Raw genomic sequence first — 26,582 nt, forward strand, 5'->3', positions numbered from 1 at the left:
ATAGTCAAGATATATCTTTTGCAGCGCGCAGCTTTGCCCCGATCACAGTCCGTTGGGGGGCTTGATCCCCGTCCCCCGACAGGGAATGTTGGCGCAAACGGGAGGGGCCAATGCGCATCCTGCGATCACTGGGGCTGGCGGTGCCGCGTGCCGGTCTGCGCGAGGCCTTGCGGGCCGGTCTTGGCGTTCTGGCCGCGCTGGCGGGGCTGAGCCTCGTTCCGCTGCTGGCGCCGCAGGATCTGCGGCAGGTCTCCTGGCTGCTGCCGCCCTTCGCCAGCCTGCGGGTTGATGCCGCCGCCGCCTATGCGCCCGAAGCTTCGATGCGGGTCAAGGTGGCGCGGGACGTGGACGGGCTGGATGCCAAGCTTGCCAGCGTCGCCGCCGAACTGCCGGGCAGCTTCTATGACCTGAAAATCGCGGCAGGAATGGCAACCCGCGTGAACACCGACAGCTTGGCGGAATGAGGATCGGACAGGGGCTTAGTTCCTTTCGCCCTGTCCGCTAGCCGGAGTGACGACCCGGCGACAGGCCCCGGCGCAGCGCATAGGGCCGCGTTGTGCCGGGGTCTTTTTCGTTCAGAAGGTGCCGCGCCAGAAGTCTGATTTTGGCTTGGCTGCCGTCGAAGCGTTCACATATTCCGTAAGTTCATCCAATTCGGATTGGGCTTCTTCGGCGGTGAACCTTCCGTCTCGCCATTCAGTCCAAAGCCGAACTAGCAAGTTGAGCATGATCGCAGGCGGATAGATCGAATCGTTGGCGAAAGTCCCCATGAGGGGTTCGCCCTGCCAAGTTGGATCGGAATTCTCATGCCAAATGACAGCACATTTCCTTGCCATGTGGCTTACGTCCATGCGGTCCATCGAAAGCACAAAAGTATATCTGTCGGTATGACCCCAGCGGGGCGAGTAGAAATCGGCGTAAAGTTCAATCGGGTCCATCAACGGTCCTTTCTTGGTGGCGCGCAGTGTCGATATGGGCAGTGCGGCGATGCAAAGCAAGTTCCGATGTGTTGCCGATGATGGCCGATGGCCGGGTCGATGCGGTTCCGGTGCTGCAGGGGCAGGAGATCACTGGCATCGTCACCCGCACCGATCTGATCGCGGCTCTGGCCCGACGCGCGGCGCGTGACAGTTAAGGGGGCGGCGTGAGAAACGCCAAAAGCCGCTTGGAGCGGCGCTCTCATCACATCTTGTGGGGAGTTTTGGCAGTCCGTAGGGGAGTCGAACCCCTCTTCCCAGGTTGAAAACCTGGTGTCCTAACCGATAGACGAACGGACCACCTTTTCGCTTTGTCAGCTGTGCTGCGCGGCGTGAGGGGTGTTTAGGCCAGGCGCAGGTGACTCGCAAGAGGGTTTTTGCAGTTTTTCCAAACTTTCTTCGCGATCCCTGAGAAAACCTTAAAAATAACAGGAAAACAGGGCCTTGGGTCAGGCGGGTCAGGCGCGGGCGGCATCATCAAGGCGCAATTGCACCTTGGATCGGCCGCCCCAGCTGTCGAGTTCGAGCTTGCCCGCCAGATGGAACCGCCCCGCTCCGCCCGTCGAAAGCGCGGGGCCAAGCGGGCCGTCGAAGGCGCCAAAGGCAATGGCGTCGAGCTTGGCGCCAAGCCCGTCGCCGAAGCTCAGACGCAGGTGGTTTTCGCCGATCCTGCGATAGTTCAGAATCGCCATCGAGGCAAAGGCGAAGCGCGGCGAGGGGGCCGCTTGGCCATAGGGACCGGCGCGGTCGAGATCCTCCATCAGCGCGGGCGTCGCCGCGCCGGGCATCAGAAGACCGTCGAGCCGCAGATCGGCCGGGCCGCCCGCGCCTGCGCCCTGCCGGGCGAGCAGCTCGGCCAGCCGGGCCATCGCGGGGTCTAGCTGATCCTCGGCCACGGTCAGACCCGCCGCCATCCGGTGCCCGCCGCCCTTGATCAGCAATCCCTCGGCCGCCACCCGTTGCACGGCCGCGCCCAGATCGACGCCCGCAACCGAGCGGGCCGAACCCTTGCCGATGCCGCCCTCGAGCCCGATCACCACGGCGGGCCGGTTCGTCGCTTCCTTGAGCCGCGCGGCGACGATGCCGACGACGCCCGGATGCCAGCCCTCGCCCGCGGCCCAGACGAGCGGGCCATCAAGCCCCCGGGCCTCGGCCTGCGCCAGCGCGGCGTCGCGGACACGGTTCTCGATCTCGCGGCGTTCGGTGTTGAGCCGGTCGAGCCGCTCGGCCAGAGCCGCGGCCTCGGTCGGGTTGTCGGTGGCGAGGAGCCGCGCCCCCAGATCGGCGGCGCCGATCCGGCCCCCGGCATTGACCCGCGGCCCCAGAAGAAAGCCCAGATGATAGGCGGTCGGCGCCTTGTCGAGCCGCGCGACGTCGGAAAGCGCCACCAGCCCCGGCCGCTCGCGCCGGGCCATGACCTTCAGACCCTGCCGCACCAGCGCCCGGTTGACGCCCAGAAGCGGCGCCACATCGGCCACGGTGGCGAGCGCAACAAGGTCCAGCATCGCCATCAGATCGGGGCCCTTGACGCCCTCGGCCCGCAGCTGCCGGTTCGCCTCCACCAGCATCAGGAAGACCACCGAGGCGGCGCAGAGATGGCCCAGATCGCCCGGCTCGTCCTGCCGGTTCGGGTTCACGCAGGCGAGCGCGGGGGGCAGGGTCTCGCCGCCCAGATGGTGGTCGAGAATGACCACATCGGCAGGCGCGGCGGCCGCGACGGGCTCGTGACTGAGTGTGCCGCAATCGACGCAGACGATCAGCCCGTGGTCGCGCCCAAGCGCCTGCATGGCGGGGACGTTCGGGCCATAGCCCTCGTCGATGCGGTCGGGAATATAAAGCGTGGGCACATGGTTGAAGGTGCGCAGCCAGCAGATCAGCAGCGCCGCGGAAGAGCCGCCATCGACGTCATAATCGGCAAAAATCGCGATCTTTTCGCGGCTCTTCACCGCCCGCAGAAACCGCGCCGCCGCCTTTTCCATGTCCTTCAACCGATGCGGATCGGGCAGCAGATCGCGCAGGGTCGGTTCCAGAAACCCCGCCGCCTCCTCGGGGGTCACGCCACGCGCCACCAGAACGCGGGCCAAAGGCAAGGGCAGGCGGGTCGCTTGTGCCATCGCCTCGGCCAGACGATCGACCTCGAGGCTGGGGCCGACCCAGCGCCGCCCGGTCAGCGACGTATCGACATCGAGAAAGCTGTTCATGGCCTTGGTCTAGCGAAAAAACGAAACGCCCGCCAGTGGCGGGCGGCTCGGCACCGTTCCGGGGAACCGCGCCTGCTTTTCCTTGGCAAAATACGCGCAGGGGGTGCGGGGGACGGCAGTCCCCCGTGACGCTCGCGCGACGTTGCCTCAGCGGATCGGGTTGCGATAGATCACCCGGCGCACCGAGCCGGTTTTCGATCGCATCAGGATCGTTTCGGTCTCGATGAATTTCGGGTTGCGCTTCACCCCGTGCAGGATCGAGCCATTGGTCACGCCAGTCGCGGCAAAGATCACGTCGGCGCGGACCATGTCGTCGCGGGCGTAGATCTTGTCGAGATCGGTGATCCCGGCCTTTTTCGCCCGGCCGCGTTCGTCGTCGTTGCGGAACAGAAGCTTGCCCCACATCTGACCGCCCATGCATTTCAGCGCCGAGGCCGCCAGCACGCCTTCCGGCGCGCCGCCCGAGCCCATGTAGATGTCGATGCCGGTCACGTCCGGCTCGGCGCAGTGGATGATCCCCGCGACGTCGCCATCGGTGATCAGGCGGATCGAGGCGCCGGTGGCGCGGACCTCGGCGATCAGGTCTTCGTGGCGCGGACGTTCCAGGATGCAGCAGGTGATATCATGGGCTTCGCAGCCCTTCGCCTTGGCCAGCGTATGGATGCGCTCCGACGGCGTCATGTCGAGGCTGACCACGTCCTTTTCGAACCCCGGCCCGATCGCCAGCTTTTCCATATAGACGTCGGGCGCGTGCAGAAGCGTGCCGCGCGGCGCCATCGCGATCACCGTCAGCGCGTTCGGCATGTCCTTCGCGGTCAGCGTCGTGCCTTCGAGCGGGTCGAGCGCGATATCCACCGCCGGGCCTTCGCCGGTGCCGACCTCTTCGCCGATGTAGAGCATCGGGGCCTCGTCCCGCTCGCCCTCGCCGATCACTACGACGCCGCGGATGTCGAGGATGTTGAGCTGCTCGCGCATCGCGTTCACGGCGGCCTGGTCAGCAGCCTTTTCGTCGCCGTGCCCGATCAGCCGGGCCGAGGCATGGGCGGCGGCTTCCGAGACGCGGGCAAGGCCGAGCGACAGCAGGCGATCGTTGAAATCGGTGGGGGTGGTCATGGCATGTCCTGTGCGTTTGGATTGCGCCAGCTAGGCCAGAGGCGCGCCGTTTTGACAAGTCTGACAGCGCTAACGATCTGAAACTGCGTTCAATCTGTCGAGAGCCGCAGCGGAACGCCGCCCGGGTCGGTGCGCAGATGCACCAGACCGGGGCAGCTTCGGTCAGACTTCTTCGATCCGGAGCGCCACCGGGGCCCCCGTCACCACGCCTGTGGCAGGCAGACCGGCGATCGCCACGTCGATGGCGTCACGGGTGGTCTTGTGAGACACGATCAGCACCGGCGCCGAGGTGTCCTCGTGACCATATTGGCGCATGCGCGAGATCGAGACACCCGCCTCGCCCAGAACGGCGGCGACCTTGGCCAGCGCGCCCGGTTTGTCCATCAGCTCAAGGCGCAGGTAATAGGGCGCGGGCGCCGAGACCGCGGCCGGGATCGGATCCGCAAGGCTCACGGCCGGTTGCCCGAAGGTCGGCAGACGCAGCCCGCGCGCGATGTCGAGCACGTCGCCCATCACCGCCGAAGCCGTCGGGCCTTCGCCCGCGCCCGCGCCGCGCAGCACGATCTGGCCGACCGAGTCGCCCTCGATCACCACCATGTTGGTGCCGCCCTGCAATTGGCCAAGCGGCGAGGCCGCGGGCACAAGGCAGGGCATCATCCGTTGTTCGAGGCCCCGGCCGGTCATCTGCGCCACGCCCAGCAGCTTGATCTTGTAGCCCATGTCGCCCGCGCGGCGGATGTCGTCGATCGAGATGCAGCCGATGCCTTCCAGCACGACATTGGCAAAGCTGACCCTGGTGCCAAAGGCGATCGCGGCGAGGATCGAGAGCTTGTGGCCCGCGTCGATGCCGCCCACGTCAAGCTGCGGATCGGCCTCCAGATAGCCCAGTTGCCGGGCTTCCTCGAACACCGTGTCATAGGGCAGGCCCGCGGTTTCCATCCGGGTCAGGATGTAGTTGCAGGTGCCGTTCATCACGCCCATGACGCGGCGGATCTGGTTGCCCGCCAGCCCTTCGGTCAGGGCCTTGATCACCGGGATGCCCCCGGCCACGGCGGCTTCGAAACGGATCACCCGGCCCAGACCCTCGGCGAGTTCCGCCAAGGCCTGACCGTGATGCGCCAAAAGCGCCTTGTTCGCGGTGACGACATCCTTGCCCGCCTTCAGCGCGGCTTCGGTCGCGTCCTTGGCGGGGCCTTCGTGGCCGCCCATCACCTCGACGAGCACGTCGACATCGTCGCGCAGCGCCAGCGCCACCGGGTCGGTTTCCCAGGCATAATTCGACAGATCGGCATCGCGGTTCTTGGTGCGGTCCCGCGCCGAGACGGCGGTGATCACCACCGGGCGCCCGGTGCGGGCGGCCAGAAGATCGGCGTGACGCTGCACGATTTTCACCACGCCAATGCCGACGGTGCCAAGCCCCGCAATGCCGAGACGGAGCGGTTGGGCGGCGGCGGCGGTCATGGGAACCTCATGCTGTTGGCGATCAGATGCGCCCTGTTAGCCTTTCGCGCGCCGCAAAGCAACGCGCGGCGTGTCGTTACGGGGTGGCGGATCGCAGCGCCTCGGCGCGGGCGCGCAGCGCCGCGGCGCGCGCTTCAAGCCCCGACGCGGGCGAGGGCGACAGCGGTTCTTCGACCAGAAGCGTGTCGGTCGGCATCAGCTTCGGGAATTGCGTCCCGGGCGCGGCCGAACAGGCGGCCAGGGCAAGCGGCAAGAGCAGGGCAGGGCGCAGCATGGGGGCTCCGGTTGTCTGGTGTCAGCATAAGGAGCGGGCGCGGCCTGCGCCAGAGCCGGTTTGATATTGAACGCGCGTTCAGATATCTTGTGCGGATGGCACGCAAGACAGGTTCCCATTCCGAAATCACCGGCCCGCGCATCCGCGCCGAGGCCAGCCGTCTGTTTGCGCGGCACGGCTTTGCCGCCGTCTCGATGCGGCAGATCGCGGCGGCAGTGGGGGTGCAGGCGGGGGCGCTTTATCTTTACACCCCCGACAAGGAGGCGCTGCTGTTCGATCTGCTGAAGGCGCATATGGACGAGCTGCTCGCCGCCTGGGCCGAAGAGCCGCGGGGGGCGGGGGCGCTGGCCGCACTGGAAACCTTCGTACGCTTTCACATCCGCCACAACCTGCCCCGCGCCGAGGTGGTGTTCCTGAGCTACATGGAGTTGCGCAATCTCTCGCCCGAGAAATTCGCGGTGATCGAGGCGCTGCGCAAAGCCTATGAGACCGAGCTGGAAACCATCCTGCAGGCGGGTCAGGCCGAGGGGGTCTTTGCCCTGCCCGATACGAAACTGGCGACGATGGCGATCATCGCGATGCTGACCGGGGTCAACACCTGGTATCGCGAGGGCGGGCGGCTGAGCCGCGAGACTGTCGAGACGATCTATTGGGACATGGTGCGCAAGGCTGTCGGCGCCTGAGCCTATTTCGTGTCGTCCCAGACGTTGCGCGGTCCGCGCGGACGGGTGACGACGAAATTTGAAAACCGGAGCTTTTCGCTCAGCCCCATCGTGGTGAAGGCCGTGCTGCCGCCGGTGCGGAAGGCGCGATCGCCGATCCCGAAAATCGGATAATAGCGCATCGAGGTTTCGAGGATCACCGCACTGTCGCCCGCCGCCATGACCGGAATGCGGTCGGCATCAAGGTTGATCGTGGTCTGGGTATGCTTGTGGATCCCGTTCGATTCCGCCGTGGAATAGGAATTGACCAGCGTGAAAGCCTTGGTCGTGCCATCGCAACTGTTGGTGTCCGCCGAGGCAGAGCAAATGATCAGCGTCACCCGCATCCAGGTGTAATTGCTGTTCGGCACCCGGGTAATGAAGTCGAACACTTTCTTCACACCGGCGACATAGGTCGGACCTATGGCATTGTCTTCGCGTGATATCAGATCGCCCACGGCTTCGGCGGCCCGAGATGCCAGCAAGCGCGTGCGGAACGCATCGGAGATCTGGAAAGCCACCGCGAGCCAGCCCAGCAGCAAGAGCGAGGCATAGACCCCCTCGATCGGGATCGAGCCAGTTTCGCTTTGCCAGAATTTGCGGAAGATCTTCATCGCCTCACACTATTGCTCGTTGACGAAGGCAGTGATCGAGACCAGCGCCACCTGACCGCCCGCATCGCGTTGCAACGCCAGTGCAAAGGGATCAAGGGCCATCATCGTGTCGATCTTCAGGCAGGCGCGCAGCATCATGAGCTGTTCCGACCCGCCGCGCTCGATCTGCGGCGAAAGCGCCACGGCGCTGGAGGAATCGGTGCAGACGAGCCCCGAGGCATTGGTCGAGGTCCAGGTGTCGGTGTCGATCGGGAAGACCTCGACGGCGAGCCGGTCCATGCAGTTGCTGACGAATGCGATGTTGTTGCAGATTGAACTCTTGAGCTGCTCATGGGTCGGGAGCGATTCGATCCCCAGTTTCAGGATCCGGGTCGACAGATCGACGCCACGGTCGAATAGCGTCTGCTTGATGATCAGCACGCTCATGTCGACCGAGGCGGCCATGATCATCACGAAGAAGGGCAGCCACATGATCGCGGGGATTGTGACGGCGCCCTCCTCGGAACGTCTGACCCACCGCAGCCACTGATACAGCTTGCTCACCATTCCCTGTCCTCAGTTCGTCAGACGCAGGGCGTTGATCGAGGCGGCGATCGAGGCAAAGGCCGTGGTCAGATCGCTTGAGGTGACGTTGTAGGCATAGGCATCACCGGAGGCGCATTTTTTCAGCACGGCAGTCCCGGAACTGCTGGTTTCCACGGCAATGGTGAAGACGGTGATATCCTTTTCCTTGGCCGCATCGCACAGCGCGTAGAGCGCGGTGTTCTTGGTGCTGTTGGTCGATTGGATCGCCATCTCGGTATAGATTTTGCTCAGCGCAGTGTCGTAGGACCAGCCGTTCAGGCTTGCTATCGGCGGCTTCAGGAACGTATCGATGATGAAATAAAGGTTGTCACTGTAATCCCAGACTGTCGGCCAGGTGATCGGATACTTGGTTCCGGAAACCGAGGAATACCAGACCTTGTCCTTCATGCTGTAATAGGGCGCAGACTTGCCGGGAACGTAATAATAGAGCTTTTTCCAGTCCGCAGTGCTGCCGCTCGAATTCGTCGAAAAGGCCGTGGCGCTTTTCGTAGACACGAAATAACCACCCTCGGTGTAGCCCGCATTGCCGGTCCGATATTTCATCTTGGTCGAATAGGCCGAGGTGTTTTCGCCGTCCGTCATCAGCACAAGAACCTTCAGCGCGATTTCGTCGATCTGCTTGGTGCCGTCGTCGTAATCGAAGGGCCGTCCGGCGATGTCGCTGCTTGACCAGCCGTTGTCGATCATCGCGTCCAGCACCGGGCGCGAAGCGGGATCGAGCAACGCCAGACCCCAGCGCGCACCGAAGTCGATTGAGGTGTTGCCGCCTGCCGTCAGCCCCGCGACCTTGCTTTTCAACGCGGTCTCGTCGTTCGAAAAGGCGAGCACCGTGGCCGCGGAGGTTTCGATGCAGTTTTCCAGCGAACTGCCATAGGAACTGTTGCCGTGCTGCGTGCGGGTCAGCGAGGTGGTGTCCGAGATCTCGAAATCGCCCGAGGACAACAGCCCGACATCGACACATGTGTTTTCTGTATGGTCTGTCGAAATGTTCCAGAGCGAGCTGAAATTGCTGCCCAGCACGACCTGCTGGTTGTAGGGGATGATCGACATCGACAAGCGACCGGCGGGGGCGCTTGCGGGCTGCACTGCGTCGAACATCTGTCCGACGAAATCGGTGGCGGCGGTGCGCAGCTTCGAGATCTTCGTTCCCGACATGGAGCCCGAGATGTCAAGCACGAGCGAAATCTCGACGTTGCCGACGGATTCGAGCGCCTGGCTGTTGCCGCTGGCGGTCAGATACTCGATCCCGGTGAAGGGCTTGAAAATCGTCGGCATCTTGTCCTGAGCGGAGATCGTCACCCGGCGCCATTCGTGGAAGTTGCCTTCTTCGACGACGGGATCGATGTCGAGATAATCGAGCCCGGCCTTTTCGAGATAATCATCCACGACGAAGGTGGGGTCGAGATCTTGCGACAGCGAGGCCGCGGCCAAGGCGGCCCGGTCCAGCGTGTTCTGAATGACGGTGCGGCGTTCTTCGACCCGCACAAGGTCGATGGCGACGCCGGTGCAGACGAGCATGAGGATGAAGAGTTGCAAGGACAGGATGATCAGTGCGCCATCCTCATTGCGAACCAGACGGCGCAGCAGGCCGTTGCTCTGATCCTTTCCGTCTCGACTGCTCAATTTCATCGCGCTTCTCCGATCCCGCGTGCGACCCACCCCTGACTCGCGCGCCGGTAGACAGTTTTCCATCCTTCTTATCCCGCTGGATCGGGGCGGAAATGTGGCGCGGGCAAGGCGCAAAGCCGTTGATTATATGGGGATTGGCAACGGTTTCGGGGCCTGATGTGTCGCAGTTCCCGGGATCTGGACAATGTCGGACAAGAAATCGCGGGACTCGGCAAACATTAGAGGGATGTTAATCTTTGAAGCGTATCGATTCGCTTTTCGGCCTCTCGACACGGATGCTCCGAATCCCGATATAGGTGCCATGTCCCTGCCGCCCGGATTCCTTGACGAGTTGCGCAACCGCCTGCCGCTGTCGCAGGTGGTCGGGCGCAAGGTGATCTGGGATCAGCGCAAGTCGAACCGCGCCAAGGGCGACTTCTGGGCGCCCTGTCCGTTCCACACCGAAAAGTCGGCCTCGTTCCACGTCGATGACCGCAAGGGCTTCTATTACTGCTTCGGTTGCCACGCCAAGGGCGACGCCGTCGGCTTCGTGAAGGAGGCCGAGAACGTCGGCTTCATGGAAGCGGTCGAGATCCTGGCGCGCGAGGCCGGGATGGTGATGCCCGCCCGCGATCCGCGCGCTGCTGAAAAGGCGGATCGGCGCACAGAACTGGTGCAGGTGATGGAAGAAGCGGTGAAATGGTTCCGCCTGCAGTTGAACACGCAGGCGGGCGCGGGCGCGCGTGATTATCTGGCGCGGCGGCGGCTGGGGGCCTCGGCGCTCGAACGCTTCGAGATCGGCTTTGCCCCCGATAGCCGCAACGGCCTTTATCAGGCACTGACGGGCAAGGGCATTGCCCCCGATCTGATCGTCGATGCCGGGCTCTGCATCCGGCCCGACGACGGCGGCGCCCCCTATGACCGCTTCCGCGGCCGGATCATCTTTCCCATTCGCGACGCGCGCGGCCGGGCGATCAGTCTGGGCGGGCGGGCGATGGACCCCAACGCCCGGGCGAAATACCTCAACGGCCCGGAGACCGAGCTCTTCGACAAGGGCCGCAATCTTTACAACCTTGGCCCCGCGCGCGAGGCCTGTGGCAAGGGCAAGCCGCTGATCGTCGCCGAAGGTTATGTCGATGTGATCGCGCTGGTCGAGGCGGGCTTCACCGGCGCCGTTGCCCCCTTGGGCACGGCGATCACCGAAGACCAGCTGAAGCTGATGTGGCGCATCGCCGACGAGCCGATCATCGCGCTGGATGGCGACGCCGCCGGGCTGCGTGCCGGGCTGCGGCTTGTCGATCTGGCGCTGCCGCTCTTGGAAGCGGGCAAGGCGCTGCGCTTTGCCATCCTGCCCGGCGGGCAGGACCCCGACGAGCTGATCAAGGCCGAGGGCCGCGACGCGATGGAAAAGGTCTTGGCGGGCGCCAAGCCGATGGTCGATCTGCTCTGGCAGCGGGAGACCGAGGGCAAGGTCTTCGACAGCCCCGAACGCAAGGCCGCGCTCGACAAGACCCTGCGCGAGGCGTTGAAGAAGATCGCCGACCCCTCGATCCGCGCGCATTACGGCGAAGACATCAAGCGGCTGCGCGAAGATCTGTTCGGTCTGTCCCGCGGCGGGCAGGCGCCGCGCTGGACGATGCCACGCGGTGAGGGGCCGAACAGTTACGGGTCGCGCGGCCCGGGCAATGGCCCGCGCGGGGCGAAGCCGCCCGCGCTGCCGCTGTCGGCGACGCGGGCTTCGCTTCTGGCTTCGGCGGGCAGCGAAGCGGTGGCAGAACAGCTGCGCGAGACGATGATCATGGCGATCCTCTGCGCCCATCCCGCACTTGTGGCGGCGTTCGAAACCCAGATCGAGCGGCTCCGCCTGTCTGATCCGGGGCTTTCGGCGCTGCGCGACACGATGCTGATGCAGGCGCACCAGCCGTCCGAGGATCTGGCGGAAGCTTTGGCGCGCGAAAACCCGGGGGTGCTTGAAACCCTGATGTCCCATCCCCATGTGCGCTCGGCCCCTCCGGTGCTGCGCCGCGACGACGGTGACTTTGCCCGCATGTGTCTGGCCGAGGAACTGGCCAAGCTGCAGGCGGCGCGGGCGGTGCGGGCAGAAACCGAAGAAGCCGTGGAAGCGCTCGAAGGCCTTGCTGACGAGGGTGTGACATGGCGGATCAGCCAAGCGACGAAAGCCTTACATCGTGCCGGAAAGTCGAAACTTGAAGACACGGGCGACCTGGGCGAGGACCGGGCCGCCATGTCGGATTTCCTGCAGTCTTTGCTCGACAAGCACGGCGGCGGATGAGAATTTTCTCAGCTGATTCGCCCCTGTGATTCGTTGCCGTGATTCGATAAAACGGCCAGAACCGATTCGACTCGCTGTGCGCCAGCCCGTGCGCAGCCCCGATGCAGCCCGACGAGGAGCGCCCATGGCCGCCAAGGACATCGACGACACCAAGCCCGACACCGCCGCCGACGAGGACGCTTCCTTCGACATGAGCCAAGCCGCCGTCAAGCGGATGATCTCCGAGGCGAAGGAACGCGGCTATATTACCATCGACCAGCTCAACGCGGTGATGCCGCCCGAAACGGTCTCGGGCGAGCAGATCGAGGACGTGATGTCGATGCTCTCTGAAATGGGCATCAACGTCGTCGAAGGCGAGGAAGTCGAAGAGAGCGAAGGCGGCGAGGTTGTCGAGACCGGCTCGGGCTCGCGCGAGATCGCGCTGGCCGGGGCGGCGTCGGAAACGCTCGACCGCACCGATGACCCGGTGCGGATGTATCTGCGCGAGATGGGCTCGGTCGAGCTTCTGTCGCGCGAGGGCGAGATCGCCATCGCCAAGCGCATCGAGGCCGGCCGCAACACGATGATCGCGGGGCTTTGCGAAAGCCCGCTGACCTTCCAGGCGATCACGATCTGGCGCGACGAACTTCTGTCCGAAGAAATCCTGCTGCGCGACGTGATCGACCTTGAAGCGACCTTCGGCCGCTCGCTCGATGGCGACGAAGGCATCGAGGGCATGGACGGGATGGAAGGCCCGGTGGTCGAGGGGCTGGATCTGGAAAGTGCCGAAGGCGCTGCCCCGGCGCCGCGCCGTCCGGCCTCGGACGAGCCCGAATATGACGCGGATGGCAACCCGATCTCGCGCATGGACGAGGAAGAGGACGACGACGAAAGCTCCAACATGAGCTTGGCCGCGATGGAAGCCGCGCTCAAGCCGAAGGTGCTGGAGACGCTCGAACTGATCGCGCGCGACTATGCCAAGCTGGCCGAGATGCAGGATCTGCGGATGTCGGCCACGCTGAACGAGGACGGCACCTTCACGGTCGCCGAGGAAGCCGCGTATCAGAAACTGCGCTCGGAAATCGTTCTGCTGGTGAACGAGTTGCATCTGCACAACAACCGGATCGAAGCGCTGATTGACCAGCTTTACGGGATCAACCGCAAGATCATGTCGATCGACAGCGGCATGGTGAAGCTCGCTGATGCCGCCCGCATCAACCGGCGCGAATTCATCGACGAATACCGCGGCTATGAGCTTGACCCGACCTGGATGGACCGGATGGCGGCGAAACCCGCCCGGGCCTGGGCCACGCTCTTTGAAAAGAGCCGCGACAAGCTCGAAGATCTGCGGCACGAAATGGCGCAGGTCGGTCAGTATGTCGGCGTCGACATCTCGGAATTCCGCCGCATCGTGAACCAGGTGCAGAAGGGCGAGAAAGAGGCCCGGCAGGCGAAGAAGGAAATGGTCGAGGCGAACCTGCGTCTGGTCATCTCGATCGCCAAGAAATACACCAACCGCGGGCTGCAGTTCCTCGACCTCATTCAGGAAGGCAACATCGGCCTGATGAAGGCCGTGGACAAGTTCGAATATCGCCGCGGCTACAAGTTCTCGACCTATGCGACCTGGTGGATCCGGCAGGCGATCACCCGCTCGATCGCCGATCAGGCGCGCACCATCCGTATTCCGGTGCACATGATCGAGACGATCAACAAGCTGGTGCGGACCGGCCGTCAGATGCTGCACGAGATCGGCCGCGAACCGACCCCGGAAGAACTGGCCGAAAAGCTGCAGATGCCGCTCGAGAAGGTCCGCAAGGTGATGAAGATCGCCAAGGAACCGATCTCGCTTGAAACGCCGATCGGCGACGAGGAAGACAGCCAGCTTGGCGATTTCATCGAGGACAAGAACGCGATCCTGCCCTTGGACAGCGCGATTCAGGAAAACCTCAAGGAAACGACGACGCGGGTTCTGGCCTCGCTCACCCCGCGCGAGGAACGTGTGCTGCGGATGCGCTTCGGCATCGGCATGAACACCGACCACACGCTGGAAGAGGTCGGCCAGCAGTTCAGCGTGACCCGCGAACGGATCCGTCAGATCGAGGCGAAAGCGCTGCGCAAGCTCAAGCACCCGAGCCGTTCGCGCAAGCTGCGCAGCTTCCTCGACCAGTAAGCGAGGCAAAGACACGCTCAGAGGCGCCCTTCGGGGCGCTTCTTTTTTGACGCTGCGTTCCGCAAGTAAAAGTTGAAAATATGTATTTCGCCCTGCTTTTTTCAGGTTCTGTCAACTACCCCTTAAGACTCTTGGCGCAAGCTTTCCTCGGTGGGAAGAGATGGAGGGCGCAAGATGACCATGTTCCGCGATACATTCGCCGACGTGTTCCATTTCGATGATCGCATGGCGACGACCGGCCAGCACCTGCGGCGCACGGACGAGTTTCTCGATCTGGCGCAGGGGTTCTATGGCGAGACCGTCTTGCAGACCTCGCGCGGGTTGCGGCGCGTCTCGTCGATCCTCGAAGGCGAGGCGCTGCGGACCTTCACCGGCGGTCTGGCAGCGGTGACGACGATCGAACGCTTTCCGCTCTCGCGGCTGCGCCATCCGATGCCACATCGGTTCTGGCCGCTCAGCCTGCCTGCGGGACTTTTTGGCAATACCCGCAACCGTTTTGTGGCGCCCGAGCAATGCCTGCTTCTGCAAAGCGATCTGGCGGCCAAGGAACTCGGCAAGGGCTTGCTTCTTGTGCCGGCAAAGGTGCTTGGGCTTCTGCCGCAAGTGACGACGGTGAACCCGGGGCCGAAAGCGGTGCTGTATCGCTTCCGTTTCGAGCGGCCCGAGCTTGTGGTGACCGATCGTGGTGCGGTGATGCTCTGCGATATCGGCTCGATGTTCGACGACTGGGCCGATCTCGATCCGCATGACACGCTGGCGCATATGCCCGATGTCGCGGCGCTGCCCTTCGATGCGGCGGTGGATCTGATCCGCCGGGAAATCGCTCTGGATGGCGGGGTGGAGGCGCATTTCGCCAAGCATCTCTCCCGCATGGAGGTGATCCGCAAGGCGATGTGTGCGCAGGAACTGGCGATGGCGAACCAGCCGTGCCCGACGACCTGCCACTTCGGCGCCACCACTGACGTCCTTCCCGTGCTCAAGGGGCGGCGCAAATGCATGGCGAGCAAGATCCCCGCCTGAGCTTGCCCGGTCAGCGCTTGAACCGGTCCGCGAGCTTTTCCAATGCGGAGCGGGTGTCTTCCTCGGGCTCGGGGGCTCTCTTTGCGCTCGCGGCCGGGGCTTCGGCCGGTCTGGTTCCGGTCGAAGACCGCGGCGGCGCCGTGCGCAGCGCCACGGCATTGAGGAACTTCGCCCCGTCACCCGCCGCCAGCGCCCCCGCCCCGTCGGAAATCCCGCGCATCAAATCATCCAGCCAGACCGCCTCGGCCTTGGCGAAATCCGACAGCACATAGCCCGCCACCCGGTCCTTGTCGCCCGGATGCCCGATGCCGAGCCGCACCCGCGCATAGGCCTCGCCCATGTGCTGATGGATCGAGCGCAGCCCGTTGTGCCCCGCATGCCCGCCGCCCTGCTTCAGTCGCAGCTTGCCGGGGGCAAGGTCGAGTTCGTCGTGAAAGACAGTGACCCCCTCGACCGGGATCTTGTAGAAATCCGCCGCCGCCCGCACCGATTGACCCGAAAGGTTCATGAAGGTCTCGGGCTTGAGGAGGATCACCCGCACCGAACCGAAGCGGCCCTCGGCGACAAAGCCCTGAAACGCCTTTTTCCACGGCGCGAAGCCATGATCTGCGGCGATGCGGTCAACCGCCATGAAGCCGATGTTGTGCCGGTTCGCGGCATATTTCGCCCCCGGATTGCCAAGGCCGACCCAAAGCTGCATCGCGACTCTCCCGTGGTCTGTCTCAAGCCCGACAGGGCGGGGGCCAGCCCCCGCACCCCCGGGATATTTATGGCAAGATAAAGGGGGGCCGATTTATCTTGCCATAAATATCCCCGCCGGAGGCGGAATGTGAAACGCCGGGCACTGGGCCCGGCGTTTCCCGTTTCCTTGCGGAAAGGATCACTCTTCGGCGTGATCGGCCGAGACGAGACCCGAGGGCGCCGCGATGTTGGCAACGACGAAGTTGCGGTCGATCGTGGGCTTGCAGCCTTCCGGCAGCGGGATGTCGTTGATGTGGATCACGTCACCGATGTTGCGGCCGGTCAGGTCGACGGTGATATGGTCCGGAATGTCACCGGCGAGCACTTCGAGTTCGACTTCCGGACGCACGATGGTCAGGGTGCCGCCACGCTTCAGGCCCGGCGAGGCTTCCGCGTTGTCGAAGTTCACGTGGATGAACAGGTTGATGCGCGAGGCGCGGTGGGTGCGCATGAAGTCGATGTGGGTCGGGAGGTCCTTCACCACGTCCTTCTGCACGCCGCGGCAGATCACGCGCACGTCGTCCTGCCCGTCGATGTGCAGGTTGAACAGCGTCGACAGGAACCGGCCCTTGCGCAGGCGGGTCAGCAGCTTGTTGTAGTCGAGGTTGATGGCCAGCGGCTCTTTGCCGTCGCCATAAACGATTCCGGGCACCTTGCCCTCACGACGTGCTGCGCGAGCGGCCCCCCTTGCCCGTCCCCGTGCGCACCTCGGCTACGAGAGTTTCGATCTCTTTCGCCATTTGGCATCTCCAATGCAAATTGAGGCCCCCTCCAAGGGTGGGGCCCATGAACGGGGGGAGATAGAGAGGAAGCCCCCGCTTGTCCAGCAGATTCGCGCCCAGATTCGCGCCTTGTTTTGCAGGGGTTTCATCACGCTTTGGTAACAGCTCCGGCGAAACCGTGCCGATGTGCGGCGGCGGGGGGAGTGGGCGCGGGCAGGCGGCTGTGTTACCCGTTTTCAAAGCGCTTTGAGGGGGCGAAGATGGCATTGCTGCAGGTGGCGCGGGTCAGCCGCGCGACGGGGATCGGGCTCTGTGCTTTTGGGGTGTTCTGGGGCGTCTTCACGGCGCAGTTGCCGGAATTCAAGGCGCGGGCCGGGGTCGAGGACGGGCTTTTCGGGGTGTTGTTGCTGGGTTCGGCGGTAGGGGGCATGGCGGCGATGGCGTTGGCGCCGCAGGTCGGGCGCTGGCTTGGTGCGCGGATGCTGCCGTTGAGCGGGGCGTTGCTGGCGCTCGTGGCGCTGATGCCGCTTTTCATCCACTCCGGCCTCACCCTTGCGTTGGCGCTTGTCGTCATGGGGGTCGTGATGTCGAGCCTTGATCTGGCCGCGAATGTGCGGATTTCCGAGTTGGAGCACGACACCGGCCTGCCGCTGATGAACTGGAACCATGCGTTGTTTTCGGCGGGGCTTGCGGTTTCGGCGGCCCTGACGGGCATGGCGCGGCGGGCGGGCTTTGCGCCCGAGGTGGTGCAGCCGGTGCTGGTGCTGGTTCTGGTCGCGATGGCCGCCGCGATGATCGAGGCGCGGCGGGCGCATGCCACCGCCGAGGAGGCCGAAGCGAAAGCGGCCGCCCGCACGCCCTGGGCGGCGGCGCTGGCGGCGGCGGCGATCCTCTTTGCCGCCTTCGTTGCCGAGAACGCGACCGAGACCTGGTCGGCGCTGCATATCGAGCGCAATCTGGGCGGCGCCGCAGGCGAGGGCGCCTTTGGCCCGGCGATGCTGGGGCTGACGATGGCAGCCGGACGGTTTGGCGGGCAACTGCTCGCCGCCCGTCTGGGCGAGGCGCGTCTGGTGGCGCTTTCTGCCGTGCTGGGGTGCCTTGGCGCACTGGTGACCGCCGTGGCCCCGGTGCAGGCGCTGGCGGTTCTGGGCATCGGCATGATCGGCATGGGCGTCGCCGTCGTCGTGCCCTCGGCCAATTCGCTCCTGGGGCAGCGGGTGGCCCCGACCGAACGGGCGCTGGCCATCTCGCGCTCGTGGATGATCGGCTTCACCGGCTTCTTCGTCGGCCCGGTGGTGATGGGGGCGCTGGCGCAGGGGTTCGGTCTGCGCGCAGCCTTTGTCGCGGTGGCCCTTGTGATGGCTTCGATCCTGCCCGGCCTTTGGGCGCTGACGCGGGTCAGGCGGGCCTGAGGGGACGACGGCCCGGGGTATCCCGGGCCCGCGCGCTCAGCGGTAGGTGGTGAAGAACCCTTCGGGCACCAGCAGGTTGTCGCGGCCGAGATCCTGCACCCGCTTCTCGCCGCACAGCGCCATCGAGATGTCGAGCTCCTTGCGCATCACCTCAAGCGCCTTGGTCACGCCCGCCTCGCCCATTGCGCCAAGGCCATGCACATAGGCGCGGCCGATCATCGTGCCCGTTGCGCCAAGCGCCAGCGCCTTCAGGATGTCCTGACCCGAGCGGATGCCGCTGTCGAGCCAGACTTCGGTCTTGTCACCGACCGCGGCGACGATCTCTGGCAGCATGCGGATGGAACTCAGCGCGCCATCCAGCTGCCGCCCGCCGTGGTTCGAGACGATGATCGCATCGGCGCCGAAATCGGCGGCGGCGCGGGCGTCCTCGGCATCCAGAATGCCCTTCAGGATGAACTTGCCGCCCCATTGGTCGCGAATGCGGGCAATCTTCTTCCAGTCGAGACAGGGGTCGAACTGCTCCGAGGTCCAGCTCATCAGCGAGGCGGCATCGCCCACCCCCTTGGCATGGCCGACGATATTGCCAAAGAAGCGGCGCGGCGTGGCCAGCATCTCACGGCCCCAGGTCAGCTTTGTGGCCATGTCGATCATGTTCGTGGGTGTCAGCTTCGGCGGCGCGGTCAGGCCGTTCTTCAGATCCTTGTGCCGCTGGCCCAGAATTTGCAGATCAAGTGTCAAGACCAGCGCCGAGCAGCGCGCCGTCTTCGCCCGCTCGATGATCGCGTCGACGAACTCCTCATCGCGCATCACGTAAAGCTGGAACCAGAACGGATCGGGCGATTGCGCCGCCACATCCTCGATCGAGCAGATCGACATCGTGGACAGCGTGAAGGGCACGCCGAATTTCGCCGCCGCCCGCGCCGCCTTGATCTCGCCATCCGCCCGTTGCATGCCCAAAAGCCCGACCGGCGCCAAGGCCACCGGCATCGCCACCTTCTGCCCGGCCATCACCGTCGCGGTCGAGCGGCCCGACATGTCCACCGCCACTTTCTGCCGCAGCCGGATCTGCGCGAAATCCGTGGTGTTCTCGCGGAAGGTCTGCTCGGTATAAGAGCCACTCTCGCAGTAATCATAGAACATCTTCGGCGTGCGGCGACGGTGCAATGTCTTCAGGTCGTCGATGCAGGTGATGACGGTCACGGGGTTCCTCCTCCAACTGGTCAAGTGAAATTACCAATTATCGAGAAGATTGCAAGCAACTGGTCAAGCGAAAACAAGGCGAAAAGCTGTCTGCTTTTCACCTTGCCAAAAATATCTCGGGGGGAGTCCGAAGGACGGGGGGCAGCGCCCCCCTCCGCACGGGCAGAAGGGGCGCTCAGGCCGAATGCGCGCCCGCGGCCAACGCCGCGACGGTGGCCAGCACCTCGGCCGGGCTTTTCCCCGCACCGATCTCCTTGACGATGGCCGAGCCGACGACGCAGCCATCGGCGACGGCGGCAATCGTCCGCGCCGCCTCGGGGGTCGAGATGCCGAAGCCGACGATCAGCGGCAGATCGGTTGCCGCCTTGATCCGCGCCACTTCCGGCGCGACATCGGCCACCTGCGCGGCCTGCGAGCCGGTGATGCCGGTCACCGAGACGTAATAGACGAATCCGCTGGTATTCTGCAGCACCTTCGGCAGGCGCTTGTCATCGGTCGTGGGCGTGGCGAGGCGAATGAAGTTGATCCCCGCCGCTTTCGCCGGGATGCACAGCTCGGCATCTTCCTCGGGCGGCAGATCGACGACGATCAGCCCGTCGATGCCCGCCGCCTTCGCATCGGCGAGAAACTTCGGGACGCCGCGATTGTAGATCGGGTTGTAATAGCCCATCATCACGATCGGCGTGGTGTCGTCGGTCTTGCGGAACTCGGCCACCATGTCGAGCGTCTTCTGCAGCGTCTGCCCGCCCTCCAGCGCGCGTTGCCCGGCAAGCTGGATCGTCGGGCCATCCGCCATCGGATCGGTGAAGGGCAGGCCCAGTTCGATGATGTCGACGCCCGCCGCGGGCAGGCCTTTCAGGATCTCGGCCGAGGTCGCCAGATCCGGATCCCCCGCCATGATATAGGCGACGAAGGCTTTCTTGCCCTCGGCCTTCAGGGCGGCGAATTTGGCGTCGATGCGAGTCATGGCGTTCCCCTTCGAATGTCCGTGCGGGTTTGCGGGAAGCAGCGCAGAAAATCAATGGCGAAAGGGCCGCGGCTTGCTTTGCGCCCCATCCCCGCGTAAGAGGCGCGCAATCATCAAGGAGAGTGACATGGGCTTTCGCATGGGGATCGTGGGCTTGCCGAACGTCGGCAAATCGACGCTGTTCAACGCGCTGACGAAAACCGCCGCGGCGCAGGCGGCGAACTTCCCCTTCTGCACCATCGAGCCGAATGTCGGCGAGGTGGCCGTGCCCGATCCGCGCCTTGACAAGCTGGCCGAGATTGCCGGCTCGAAACAGATCATCCCGACGCGGATGACCTTTGTCGATATCGCGGGCCTCGTGAAAGGCGCCTCGAAGGGCGAGGGGCTGGGCAACCAATTCCTGGCGAACATCCGTGAGACCGACGCCATCGCCCATGTGCTGCGCTGTTTCGAAGACGGCGACGTGACCCATGTCGAGGGCCGCGTCGATCCGCTGGCCGATGCCGAGACGATCGAGACCGAGCTGATGATTGCCGATCTCGAAAGCCTTGAGAAACGGCTGAACAACATCGCGCGCAAGATCAATGCGGGCGACAAGCAGGCCAAGGAAGATGCGCGGCTGATGCTCGCCGCGAAAGAGGCGCTCGAGGCGGGCCGCCCGGCGCGCACGGTCAAGGTGGCGGACGATGACCGCAAGGCCTGGGGGATGCTGCAGTTGCTGACGGCGAAACCCGTGCTTTACGTCTGCAACGTCGAGGAAGAAAACGCCGCCAAGGGCAATGCGCAATCCGAGCGCGTGGCCGAAATGGCGCGGGCGAGCGGCGCCGCCTCGGTGGTGATTTCGGCCAAGATCGAGGAAGAGATTTCCCAGCTTGCCCCCGACGAGGCGCAGATGTTCCTCGAAGAACTCGGCCTGCACGAGGCGGGGCTTGACCGGCTGATCCGCGCCGGGCATGACCTTCTCGGCCTGCAGACTTATTTCACCGTCGGCCCGAAAGAGGCCCGCGCCTGGACGATCCGCAAGGGCACCCTCGCGCCTGCCGCCGCGGGCGTGATCCATGGCGATTTCGAGCGCGGCTTCATCCGCGCCGAGACCGTGGCTTACGACGACTACGTGCAATACCGCGGCGAGAGCGGCGCGAAAGAAGCGGGCAAGTTCCGCGTCGAGGGCAAGACCTACGAAGTGCAAGACGGCGACGTCCTGCACTTCTTGTTCAACGCCTGACTTTAACCCGCGATCCCGGCCAGCAGAGCCGCGCACTGTTCCAGCGCGGCGCTGGCCGGATCAAGCGCCAGAACCGCCTGCGCCTCGGTCAGATGCGCCTGCGCCGCAGCCTTGTCGCCGCGCAGCAGCGCCACCTCGCCAAGGCCGGTCAGGCTTTCCGCCCAGCGGTAATCGGCGTGATCGCGACGGCCAAGCGCCAGCGCCGCCTCGAACGCCTGTTGCGCCCGCGCGGCGCCGTCGCTTGCGGGCAGCGCTCGGGCCAGGGCCAGCGCCGTCAGGCCCAGATTGTGCTGCAACCGTGCCCGCTCGGCCGGGGTCTCAAGCCCGGCCAGAACCGCATCCGCGGCCTCGAATTCCTCGATCGCGGTGCGCAGGGGCGTTGCATCGCCCGTCACCTCGGTCAGATGCCGCCGCGCGAGCGCGAGCGTCGCCACCGCCGAAGCCCAGTCGGCCGGGTGGTCTTCCTGCTTGAGCGCTTCCAGCACGGTGTCCAGATCCGCGATCGCGGTTTCGATCAGCACGGCATCGCCCGTCATCCGGCCCAAGGCCGCGCGCACATTCGCCCGTGCCGCGGTGCTGTTTGCCCATTCCAGCGGCGAGCCTTGCGCGTTGAACACCTCGAGCACCGCCGAATAGGCTTTGATCGCCTTTTTCAGCATCGCCGCATCGCGGTGGCGCAGGCCGATCAGTTCCTGGATGCCGCCCAGATTGTGCTGCGAAAAGGCCCAGTTTTCCGGCTGTTTCGTCCGCGCGACGGCCTTGGCGGCGGCGGCGAACAGCTCGGCCGCAAGGTCGAGATGTTTGCGCCCGGGTCGGAACTGGCCGATGATCTGGTGGCAATTGCCAAGGCTCGTCTGCGCCTGACCGAGTTCCCCGCCCTTGGCACGCTTGTAAAGCGCCTTGGCCAGTTCGAGCGCCAGCAGCATGTCGAAGGGATCGCCCGCCTTCTCCCCGGCTTCGAGCTTTTCATAAAGCAGATCGACCGTGGCCCGGAACACCCCGCCCGCGGGGGCGGCGGCCTTGAGCCGTTCGATCTGCCGCGCGGCGGCCTGTTCGGGGGCGTTGCAGATCCGGTCCTGTCGCGCCGCGGCGGCAAGGAGCGGCTCGTCCGTTGCGCCATCCAGAAGGGCGGCGGCCGCGGCGCGATCTCCGGCGGCGTTCAGCGCCGCAACCTGACGCAGGGTCTCGTTTTCACCCGCCAGTGCCGCGGTTTCGGCTGCCGCCGCCAGCGCCGCGCGCAGCCCGTTCAGTGCCAGTTCCGGGTCGGGAAACCGCCCGGTGGCGAAATCCTGCGCGAGCGCCTGCACCAGCGGCAGGGGGGCGTCGGTCGCGCCCAGACGGCGGATCAGATCGGCGGCGAAAAGCTCTTCGGCGGGCATGGCATCCTCGGTCTTGCGCGGGTCTGGCCCCGCCGTCCCGATCTAGCCGAAGTTGCCGCAGAGCGAAACGCCCCGCGGCTGGGTGATAATCGCGCAGGCTTACCAATGTCCGATGTTGGGCATGGAAAGCCACGGCTCGGCGGGCGGCAGGGCCTCGCCGATCTGCAGCAGTTCCACCGAGGCATTGTCGGGGCTGCGGATGAAGGCCATGCGGCCATCGCGCGGCGGGCGGTTGATCGTCACGCCATTGGCCTGCAGATGCGCGCAGATGTCATAGATATTCTCGACCCCATAGGCGAGATGGCCGAAATGGCGGCTGTCCGACGGCAGGGCGGCATCGCCGTCCCAGTTGAAGGTCAGCTCGACCGGGGTGTCTTCCTGCCCCGGTGCGGCCATGAAGACGAGCGTGAAGCGGCCCTGTTCATTCTCGATCCGCCGCGTTTCGCGCAAGCCAAGAAGCGCAAAGAAATCCATCGTGCGCTGCAAATCGAGCACGCGCAGCATGGTGTGAAGATAGCGTATCTGCATGGGAGGTCTCCATATTTCGCGCGAACGATAGCGCAACCATCGGCGGGGGCAACCTCAGAAAACCGACTTCACCCCCAGTGAAAAGCCGATCTCGCGGCTGTCATAGAGGATGTGGTTGGAGCGGTTGCGAGTGTAGTTCAGGCCGATCTCGGGGGCAAACCCCATGTATTGCAGCTTCGGCGCCACCGCAGACACCCCCAGCACAAGGGCGCGATCCTCTCGGCCGGTGTCGTAATCGCGGCTTTCAAGGCCAAGATCGGTCTGCCAGAACAAGCCGAATTTCGGCTTGGCAATTTCATAGCTCAGGTTGAGTTTCGCGCCCTGAAAACTGGCTTTGGCGCTGGCCGAACGGGCGTCGGTCAGCCCCCCCCCGAGCAGGATCTGCCCGGGCCCGGTCTGGCTGCGGTAGATGACATCAAGCGTCTGCAGCGTCACCGACTGCTCCGCATCATCCAGACGGAACTGGCGTTCGGAGCCGATTTCGGCGCGCAGGCCCGTCTGCTGCGACAGCGCGAATTCCTTGCCCAGCCGCAGCCCCAGCGTGTTCGACAGATCCTCGCCGCCATAGATCATGTGACCCGTGGTCAGCCGCGCATCCCAAGGCGCATCCCAGCCCTTCGGTTGCGCCCGATACTGCAGTGTCGCCGCCAGCGACCAGAAATCATAATCCGAGCCGCGTGCCGTCGGTGCCTGCCGCTGTGCCTCCGCCGAGAGCCGGTTCAGGGCGCCGTCGATCTCTGCGCCCGCAATCCAGAGGGCGCGCGGGCTTTCGCCAAAACGATAGCTGGCTTCGGCGCCCAAATGCGTGCGCAGCCCCGACAAGGCCTGCAACTCGCCCGGCAGGGGCAGGGTGATTGGCCCGAGCGAGACGTTTTGCACCATCGTCCCGCCATTCAGGTTCGACATCGGAGTCACCGATCCGCGCACATGCCAGGTGAATTTCTGACGACCCTCAAGACCGTGAAAGGCCCGCAGTGCCAGATCTCGCTGCGCCGCGTCGGGGGCGAAATAGGCCGCGCGCCGCAGCCAACGCCGGGCGGCGCCGATCTGCGCCTGCTTGAACGCGGCTTCGGCAACGATCATCGCCGCATCGTGGCGCTGCGGGTCTGCGGAGCTGTCGCGATAGGCTGTGCGTCCTTCGGTGTCGGCGCGTTCGAACCGGCCCGTCGCATAATAGGCGCTGGCCAGGATCATTCGGGCCGTCGCATCCTTCGGATCGCGCGCGAGCAGCGCCCGCGCCAGAGCGGCGGCCAAAGGCGCATCATGTGCCCGATGCGCCGCCACCGCCAGCGCGCGTGCCTCTTCGATGCCGAGCCGGTCCTCGGCCACGGCAGGCGAGAGGGCCGCAAGCCCCCCCGCAAGCGCAAGCGCCAGGCGACCGGCTGCGCGCATCTCAGGGCCGGATCAGCGAGACCTGATCGATGACGAAGGCCCCGGTTTCCCGCACGTTGGCCGAGCTTAGCGCATCCTTTCCTTCCAGCACCAGAACACCGGCGATCTGATCGCCGCCGTTGCTGAAGATGCCCGAAAGCGTGCCGGTGGCTCCGGTCGCGCTGCTGCCATAGCCTTCCTGGATCGCCGTTTCCTGGATGATCCCGTTTTCGTGGTGGGTGTCGGTGGTCACCAGACCGGGCAGGTTGCCGATCGCCACGCCGTTTTCGTCATAGGCGACCCGGTTCGAGATCGTGGTCGAAATCGCGCCCACGTCGTCCATGTCCTCGAAATCCACCACCATCTCGATGTCGCCGGTCGAGAAGCCATGCTGCCCGCCTGCCTCGTAGATGCGGATGCCTTGATAGCTGCCGCTGTAGGTCGCTTCCGCATCCGTCGGCAGGTCCACTTTGCCGGTGCCGCGGAACATCGTGCCGGAAGGCCCGTAATTGATGTAGTCGTCGGTCGCCACCACGCTGGCCGCCGTCTCGGTGTTCGCCCCCTGCACGTAAAGCGCGTAGTAATTCCGGGCGCCTTTGACGTTCTTGTAGACCTGCTGTCCGCCGATCGTCAGCCCGTCGATCTTGGCATAGGTCCCGTCAAGGTCGAAAGGCAGGTTGTTGACGTGGATTTCGTCCTTCTCCGCGTCATAGGTGAAGGAATTGGCATCATCGGCACAGACGATTGTCGTGCCATTGCAAATCCCGCCAGAGGTCGGCGTGTCCGTCGAATTGTCCGAAACAATGGCCGGGCCGCTGCACGCGCCAATCGCAAGGAATGCCGCAAGCGGCCAAACCCGTTTGATCATTATTCTGTCTTTCGTTGACTGCTCGTTAGCCTAAAGTTGACGAAAAATCGCAAAAAAGTCAATTTGCAACGGCTCCGTCGCCCGCGCCCGGCGCAAGCGTGCCCGGGCTGCGACAGTGCTTTCTGCCGCCCACCGTATCTCGCGGTTTCGGTGGCTGTCTTTGCCAGATATAGTCGCGGCGATTCTTTTGCCCGGAGGCCCCCATGTCGCTTACCCCAGACCAGCTTGCCGAGATCGCCGCCCAGCGGGCCAGCAGCCAGACCACGCTGCGCGCCACCTCGGCGGGGATGGAGGCGCGGCTCTATCAGGCCCATCCGGTGCTCGACCACGGGCTGATCCGGGTCATCGACTACATGGGCGACGATGCCGCGATCTGTCAGGCGGCGCGGGTCAGCTATGGCCGCGGCACCAAGGCGGTCTCCGACGACCGCGGCCTGATCCGCTATCTGATGCGGCACTGGCACTCTACCCCCTTCGAGATGTGCGAGGTCAAGTTCCACGTCAAGCTGCCGATCTTCGTCGCCCGGCAGTGGATCCGCCACCGCACCGCGAATGTGAACGAATATTCCGCGCGCTATTCGGTGATGGACCGCGAATTCTACATCCCCGCGCCCGAGCATCTGGCGGCGCAATCGACGGTGAACAATCAGGGCCGCGGTCAGGTTCTGGAAGGCGTCGAGGCGGCCCGGGTGCTGGATCTTCTGCGCGAAGATGCGATGCGCGCCTATGACCATTACGAGGACATGCTGACCCCCGATGCCGACGCGGGCAAGCTGGGTCTGGCGCGGGAACTGGCGCGGATGAACCTGCCCGCGAACGTCTACACGCAATGGTACTGGAAGATCGACCTGCACAATCTGTTCCACTTCCTGCGCCTGCGGGCGGATGTGCATGCGCAATATGAAATCCGGGTCTATGCGCAGATCATGGGTGACATCGTGAAGGACTGGGTGCCGCAGGCCTACGCGGCCTTCGAGGATTACCGTCTGGGCGCGGTGAGTGTGTCCGCGACGGCGAAAGAGGCGCTCAAGCGCCGTCTGGCGGGCGAAGTGGTGACTGCCGAGACTTCCGGCATGAGCAAGGGCGAGTGGCGGGAGTTTGTGGAGGAGTGGGGGTGAGGCGCGGCCCCGGACGCATGTCCGGGGTGGAAACGCTCCAGTGGAGCGTTTCCAG

At 64.9% G+C, this 26,582-nt stretch carries 24 protein-coding genes, 1 tRNA gene and 1 pseudogene; 9 read left to right on the plus strand and 17 right to left on the minus strand.

Annotated features, from left to right (window positions below; all coding sequences use genetic code 11):
- Positions 1 to 110 precede the first annotated feature (110 nt).
- A complete protein-coding gene (locus tag ACTTAI_RS04600; RefSeq protein ID WP_444454632.1) occupies positions 111 to 464 on the plus strand; it encodes a hypothetical protein in 354 nt (117 codons plus the stop codon).
- A 111-nt stretch (positions 465 to 575) separates the two neighbouring features.
- On the opposite strand, the gene ACTTAI_RS04605 is transcribed toward ACTTAI_RS04600, so the two are convergent.
- Entirely contained in the window at positions 576 to 938 is a 363-nt protein-coding gene (locus ACTTAI_RS04605; RefSeq protein WP_444454633.1) for a hypothetical protein, read from the minus strand.
- A gap of 77 nt (positions 939 to 1,015) precedes the next feature.
- Here ACTTAI_RS04605 and ACTTAI_RS04610 point away from each other — a divergent pair, with 77 nt between their 5' ends.
- Positions 1,016 to 1,135 (plus strand): CBS domain-containing protein, encoded by a 120-nt coding sequence (locus tag ACTTAI_RS04610; protein WP_444454634.1) that lies wholly within the window; start codon positions 1,016 to 1,018, stop codon positions 1,133 to 1,135.
- A 67-nt stretch (positions 1,136 to 1,202) separates the two neighbouring features.
- Here ACTTAI_RS04610 and ACTTAI_RS04615 read toward each other — a convergent pair.
- From ACTTAI_RS04615 to ACTTAI_RS04635, 5 genes are all read right to left on the minus strand, one after another.
- Positions 1,203 to 1,277, minus strand: a tRNA-Glu gene (locus tag ACTTAI_RS04615).
- 158 nt (positions 1,278 to 1,435) lie between these two features.
- Positions 1,436 to 3,178: a single-stranded-DNA-specific exonuclease RecJ gene (recJ, locus tag ACTTAI_RS04620; RefSeq protein ID WP_444454635.1), complete on the minus strand. Its 1,743-nt coding sequence runs from the start codon at positions 3,176 to 3,178 to the stop codon at positions 1,436 to 1,438.
- A 147-nt stretch (positions 3,179 to 3,325) separates the two neighbouring features.
- Positions 3,326 to 4,291: a class II fructose-bisphosphatase gene (glpX, locus tag ACTTAI_RS04625; RefSeq protein ID WP_444454636.1), complete on the minus strand. Its 966-nt coding sequence runs from the start codon at positions 4,289 to 4,291 to the stop codon at positions 3,326 to 3,328.
- 162 nt (positions 4,292 to 4,453) lie between these two features.
- Positions 4,454 to 5,752 (minus strand): homoserine dehydrogenase, encoded by a 1,299-nt coding sequence (locus ACTTAI_RS04630; protein WP_444454637.1) that lies wholly within the window; start codon positions 5,750 to 5,752, stop codon positions 4,454 to 4,456.
- Positions 5,753 to 5,828: 76 nt separating this feature from the next.
- Positions 5,829 to 6,026, minus strand: coding sequence for a hypothetical protein (locus ACTTAI_RS04635; RefSeq protein WP_444454638.1), 198 nt, complete (start codon positions 6,024 to 6,026; stop codon positions 5,829 to 5,831).
- A 95-nt stretch (positions 6,027 to 6,121) separates the two neighbouring features.
- Between ACTTAI_RS04635 and ACTTAI_RS04640 the strand changes: the two genes are divergently transcribed.
- Positions 6,122 to 6,709 carry a TetR family transcriptional regulator gene (locus ACTTAI_RS04640; protein ID WP_444454639.1) on the plus strand — a complete coding sequence of 196 codons (588 nt, stop codon included), beginning with the start codon at positions 6,122 to 6,124 and terminating at the stop codon, positions 6,707 to 6,709.
- A 2-nt stretch (positions 6,710 to 6,711) separates the two neighbouring features.
- On the opposite strand, the gene ACTTAI_RS04645 is transcribed toward ACTTAI_RS04640, so the two are convergent.
- The 3 genes from ACTTAI_RS04645 to ACTTAI_RS04655 are packed head-to-tail and all read right to left on the minus strand — an operon-like array spanning position 6,712 to position 9,555.
- Positions 6,712 to 7,341, minus strand: a complete 630-nt coding sequence (locus tag ACTTAI_RS04645) for a hypothetical protein (RefSeq protein WP_444454640.1) — start codon at positions 7,339 to 7,341, stop codon at positions 6,712 to 6,714.
- 9 nt (positions 7,342 to 7,350) lie between these two features.
- Positions 7,351 to 7,887, minus strand: coding sequence for a TadE/TadG family type IV pilus assembly protein (locus tag ACTTAI_RS04650; RefSeq protein WP_444454641.1), 537 nt, complete (start codon positions 7,885 to 7,887; stop codon positions 7,351 to 7,353).
- A gap of 9 nt (positions 7,888 to 7,896) precedes the next feature.
- Positions 7,897 to 9,555, minus strand: a complete 1,659-nt coding sequence (locus tag ACTTAI_RS04655; protein WP_444454642.1) for a pilus assembly protein TadG-related protein — start codon at positions 9,553 to 9,555, stop codon at positions 7,897 to 7,899.
- Between the two features lie 301 nt (positions 9,556 to 9,856).
- Between ACTTAI_RS04655 and dnaG the strand changes: the two genes are divergently transcribed.
- The 3 genes from dnaG to ACTTAI_RS04670 all read left to right on the plus strand — a co-directional run bounded on the left by dnaG (position 9,857) and on the right by ACTTAI_RS04670 (position 14,996).
- Positions 9,857 to 11,827, plus strand: a complete 1,971-nt coding sequence (gene dnaG / locus ACTTAI_RS04660) for a DNA primase (RefSeq protein WP_444454643.1) — start codon at positions 9,857 to 9,859, stop codon at positions 11,825 to 11,827.
- 124 nt (positions 11,828 to 11,951) lie between these two features.
- Positions 11,952 to 13,976, plus strand: a complete 2,025-nt coding sequence (gene rpoD, locus ACTTAI_RS04665) for an RNA polymerase sigma factor RpoD (protein WP_444454644.1) — start codon at positions 11,952 to 11,954, stop codon at positions 13,974 to 13,976.
- Positions 13,977 to 14,150: 174 nt separating this feature from the next.
- Complete coding sequence (locus ACTTAI_RS04670; RefSeq protein ID WP_444454645.1) at positions 14,151 to 14,996, plus strand: Hint domain-containing protein; 846 nt, start codon at positions 14,151 to 14,153, stop codon at positions 14,994 to 14,996.
- 10 nt (positions 14,997 to 15,006) lie between these two features.
- Here the strand turns inward: ACTTAI_RS04670 and pth are convergent, their stop codons facing one another.
- On the minus strand, positions 15,007 to 15,696 hold the full coding sequence (gene pth, locus ACTTAI_RS04675; protein WP_444454646.1) for an aminoacyl-tRNA hydrolase: 690 nt from the start codon (positions 15,694 to 15,696) through the stop codon (positions 15,007 to 15,009).
- 180 nt (positions 15,697 to 15,876) lie between these two features.
- A pseudogene (locus ACTTAI_RS04680) lies at positions 15,877 to 16,477 on the minus strand (50S ribosomal protein L25/general stress protein Ctc).
- 242 nt (positions 16,478 to 16,719) lie between these two features.
- Between ACTTAI_RS04680 and ACTTAI_RS04685 the strand changes: the two are divergent.
- Positions 16,720 to 17,871 carry an MFS transporter gene (locus tag ACTTAI_RS04685; protein ID WP_444454647.1) on the plus strand — a complete coding sequence of 384 codons (1,152 nt, stop codon included), beginning with the start codon at positions 16,720 to 16,722 and terminating at the stop codon, positions 17,869 to 17,871.
- 36 nt (positions 17,872 to 17,907) lie between these two features.
- Here ACTTAI_RS04685 and ACTTAI_RS04690 read toward each other — a convergent pair whose 3' ends face one another.
- Together ACTTAI_RS04690 and trpA are read right to left on the minus strand one after the other, a co-directional pair.
- Positions 17,908 to 19,071, minus strand: a complete 1,164-nt coding sequence (locus ACTTAI_RS04690) for an alpha-hydroxy acid oxidase (protein ID WP_444454648.1) — start codon at positions 19,069 to 19,071, stop codon at positions 17,908 to 17,910.
- 175 nt (positions 19,072 to 19,246) lie between these two features.
- Positions 19,247 to 20,038, minus strand: coding sequence for a tryptophan synthase subunit alpha (trpA, locus tag ACTTAI_RS04695; RefSeq protein WP_444454649.1), 792 nt, complete (start codon positions 20,036 to 20,038; stop codon positions 19,247 to 19,249).
- A 127-nt stretch (positions 20,039 to 20,165) separates the two neighbouring features.
- Here trpA and ychF point away from each other — a divergent pair, with 127 nt between their 5' ends.
- Entirely contained in the window at positions 20,166 to 21,263 is a 1,098-nt protein-coding gene (ychF, locus tag ACTTAI_RS04700; protein WP_444454650.1) for a redox-regulated ATPase YchF, read from the plus strand.
- 2 nt (positions 21,264 to 21,265) lie between these two features.
- Here the strand turns inward: ychF and ACTTAI_RS04705 are convergent, their stop codons facing one another.
- From ACTTAI_RS04705 to ACTTAI_RS04720, 4 genes are all read right to left on the minus strand, one after another.
- Positions 21,266 to 22,642 (minus strand): hypothetical protein, encoded by a 1,377-nt coding sequence (locus ACTTAI_RS04705; RefSeq protein WP_444454651.1) that lies wholly within the window; start codon positions 22,640 to 22,642, stop codon positions 21,266 to 21,268.
- 99 nt (positions 22,643 to 22,741) lie between these two features.
- Positions 22,742 to 23,170: a VOC family protein gene (locus tag ACTTAI_RS04710; protein ID WP_444454652.1), complete on the minus strand. Its 429-nt coding sequence runs from the start codon at positions 23,168 to 23,170 to the stop codon at positions 22,742 to 22,744.
- A gap of 54 nt (positions 23,171 to 23,224) precedes the next feature.
- Positions 23,225 to 24,562 carry a surface lipoprotein assembly modifier gene (locus ACTTAI_RS04715; protein ID WP_444454653.1) on the minus strand — a complete coding sequence of 446 codons (1,338 nt, stop codon included), beginning with the start codon at positions 24,560 to 24,562 and terminating at the stop codon, positions 23,225 to 23,227.
- Position 24,563: 1 nt separating this feature from the next.
- Positions 24,564 to 25,409 (minus strand): hypothetical protein, encoded by an 846-nt coding sequence (locus tag ACTTAI_RS04720; protein WP_444454654.1) that lies wholly within the window; start codon positions 25,407 to 25,409, stop codon positions 24,564 to 24,566.
- A 203-nt stretch (positions 25,410 to 25,612) separates the two neighbouring features.
- Between ACTTAI_RS04720 and thyX the strand changes: the two genes are divergently transcribed.
- Complete coding sequence (thyX, locus tag ACTTAI_RS04725) at positions 25,613 to 26,527, plus strand: FAD-dependent thymidylate synthase (protein WP_444454655.1); 915 nt, start codon at positions 25,613 to 25,615, stop codon at positions 26,525 to 26,527.
- Positions 26,528 to 26,582 lie beyond the last annotated feature (55 nt).

Origin of the sequence: Rhodobacter capsulatus, assembly GCF_052363175.1 — a bacterium.
GTDB classification, from domain to species: Bacteria; Pseudomonadota; Alphaproteobacteria; order Rhodobacterales; family Rhodobacteraceae; genus Rhodobacter; species Rhodobacter capsulatus_D.

Excerpts from the sequence above, each read along its gene's own strand:
- trpA (WP_444454649.1), bottom strand. The coding sequence starts at position 20,038 with ATGACTCGCATCGACGCCAAATTCGCCGCCCTGAAGGCCGAGGGCAAG.
- ACTTAI_RS04635 (WP_444454638.1), bottom strand. The coding sequence starts at position 6,026 with ATGCTGCGCCCTGCCCTGCTCTTGCCGCTTGCCCTGGCCGCCTGTTCG.
- ACTTAI_RS04685 (WP_444454647.1), top strand. The coding sequence starts at position 16,720 with ATGGCATTGCTGCAGGTGGCGCGGGTCAGCCGCGCGACGGGGATCGGG.
- pth (WP_444454646.1), bottom strand. The coding sequence starts at position 15,696 with ATGCAGCTTTGGGTCGGCCTTGGCAATCCGGGGGCGAAATATGCCGCG.
- ACTTAI_RS04705 (WP_444454651.1), bottom strand. The coding sequence starts at position 22,642 with ATGCCCGCCGAAGAGCTTTTCGCCGCCGATCTGATCCGCCGTCTGGGC.
- ACTTAI_RS04720 (WP_444454654.1), bottom strand. The coding sequence starts at position 25,409 with ATGATCAAACGGGTTTGGCCGCTTGCGGCATTCCTTGCGATTGGCGCG.
- ACTTAI_RS04630 (WP_444454637.1), bottom strand. The coding sequence starts at position 5,752 with ATGACCGCCGCCGCCGCCCAACCGCTCCGTCTCGGCATTGCGGGGCTT.
- ACTTAI_RS04600 (WP_444454632.1), top strand. The coding sequence starts at position 111 with ATGCGCATCCTGCGATCACTGGGGCTGGCGGTGCCGCGTGCCGGTCTG.
- ACTTAI_RS04610 (WP_444454634.1), top strand. The coding sequence starts at position 1,016 with ATGATGGCCGATGGCCGGGTCGATGCGGTTCCGGTGCTGCAGGGGCAG.
- recJ (WP_444454635.1), bottom strand. The coding sequence starts at position 3,178 with ATGAACAGCTTTCTCGATGTCGATACGTCGCTGACCGGGCGGCGCTGG.
- ACTTAI_RS04670 (WP_444454645.1), top strand. The coding sequence starts at position 14,151 with ATGACCATGTTCCGCGATACATTCGCCGACGTGTTCCATTTCGATGAT.
- ACTTAI_RS04645 (WP_444454640.1), bottom strand. The coding sequence starts at position 7,341 with ATGAAGATCTTCCGCAAATTCTGGCAAAGCGAAACTGGCTCGATCCCG.
- ACTTAI_RS04715 (WP_444454653.1), bottom strand. The coding sequence starts at position 24,562 with ATGCGCGCAGCCGGTCGCCTGGCGCTTGCGCTTGCGGGGGGGCTTGCG.
- thyX (WP_444454655.1), top strand. The coding sequence starts at position 25,613 with ATGTCGCTTACCCCAGACCAGCTTGCCGAGATCGCCGCCCAGCGGGCC.
- ACTTAI_RS04710 (WP_444454652.1), bottom strand. The coding sequence starts at position 23,170 with ATGCAGATACGCTATCTTCACACCATGCTGCGCGTGCTCGATTTGCAG.
- ychF (WP_444454650.1), top strand. The coding sequence starts at position 20,166 with ATGGGCTTTCGCATGGGGATCGTGGGCTTGCCGAACGTCGGCAAATCG.
- glpX (WP_444454636.1), bottom strand. The coding sequence starts at position 4,291 with ATGACCACCCCCACCGATTTCAACGATCGCCTGCTGTCGCTCGGCCTT.
- ACTTAI_RS04640 (WP_444454639.1), top strand. The coding sequence starts at position 6,122 with ATGGCACGCAAGACAGGTTCCCATTCCGAAATCACCGGCCCGCGCATC.
- ACTTAI_RS04650 (WP_444454641.1), bottom strand. The coding sequence starts at position 7,887 with ATGGTGAGCAAGCTGTATCAGTGGCTGCGGTGGGTCAGACGTTCCGAG.
- ACTTAI_RS04655 (WP_444454642.1), bottom strand. The coding sequence starts at position 9,555 with ATGAAATTGAGCAGTCGAGACGGAAAGGATCAGAGCAACGGCCTGCTG.
- rpoD (WP_444454644.1), top strand. The coding sequence starts at position 11,952 with ATGGCCGCCAAGGACATCGACGACACCAAGCCCGACACCGCCGCCGAC.
- dnaG (WP_444454643.1), top strand. The coding sequence starts at position 9,857 with ATGTCCCTGCCGCCCGGATTCCTTGACGAGTTGCGCAACCGCCTGCCG.
- ACTTAI_RS04605 (WP_444454633.1), bottom strand. The coding sequence starts at position 938 with ATGGACCCGATTGAACTTTACGCCGATTTCTACTCGCCCCGCTGGGGT.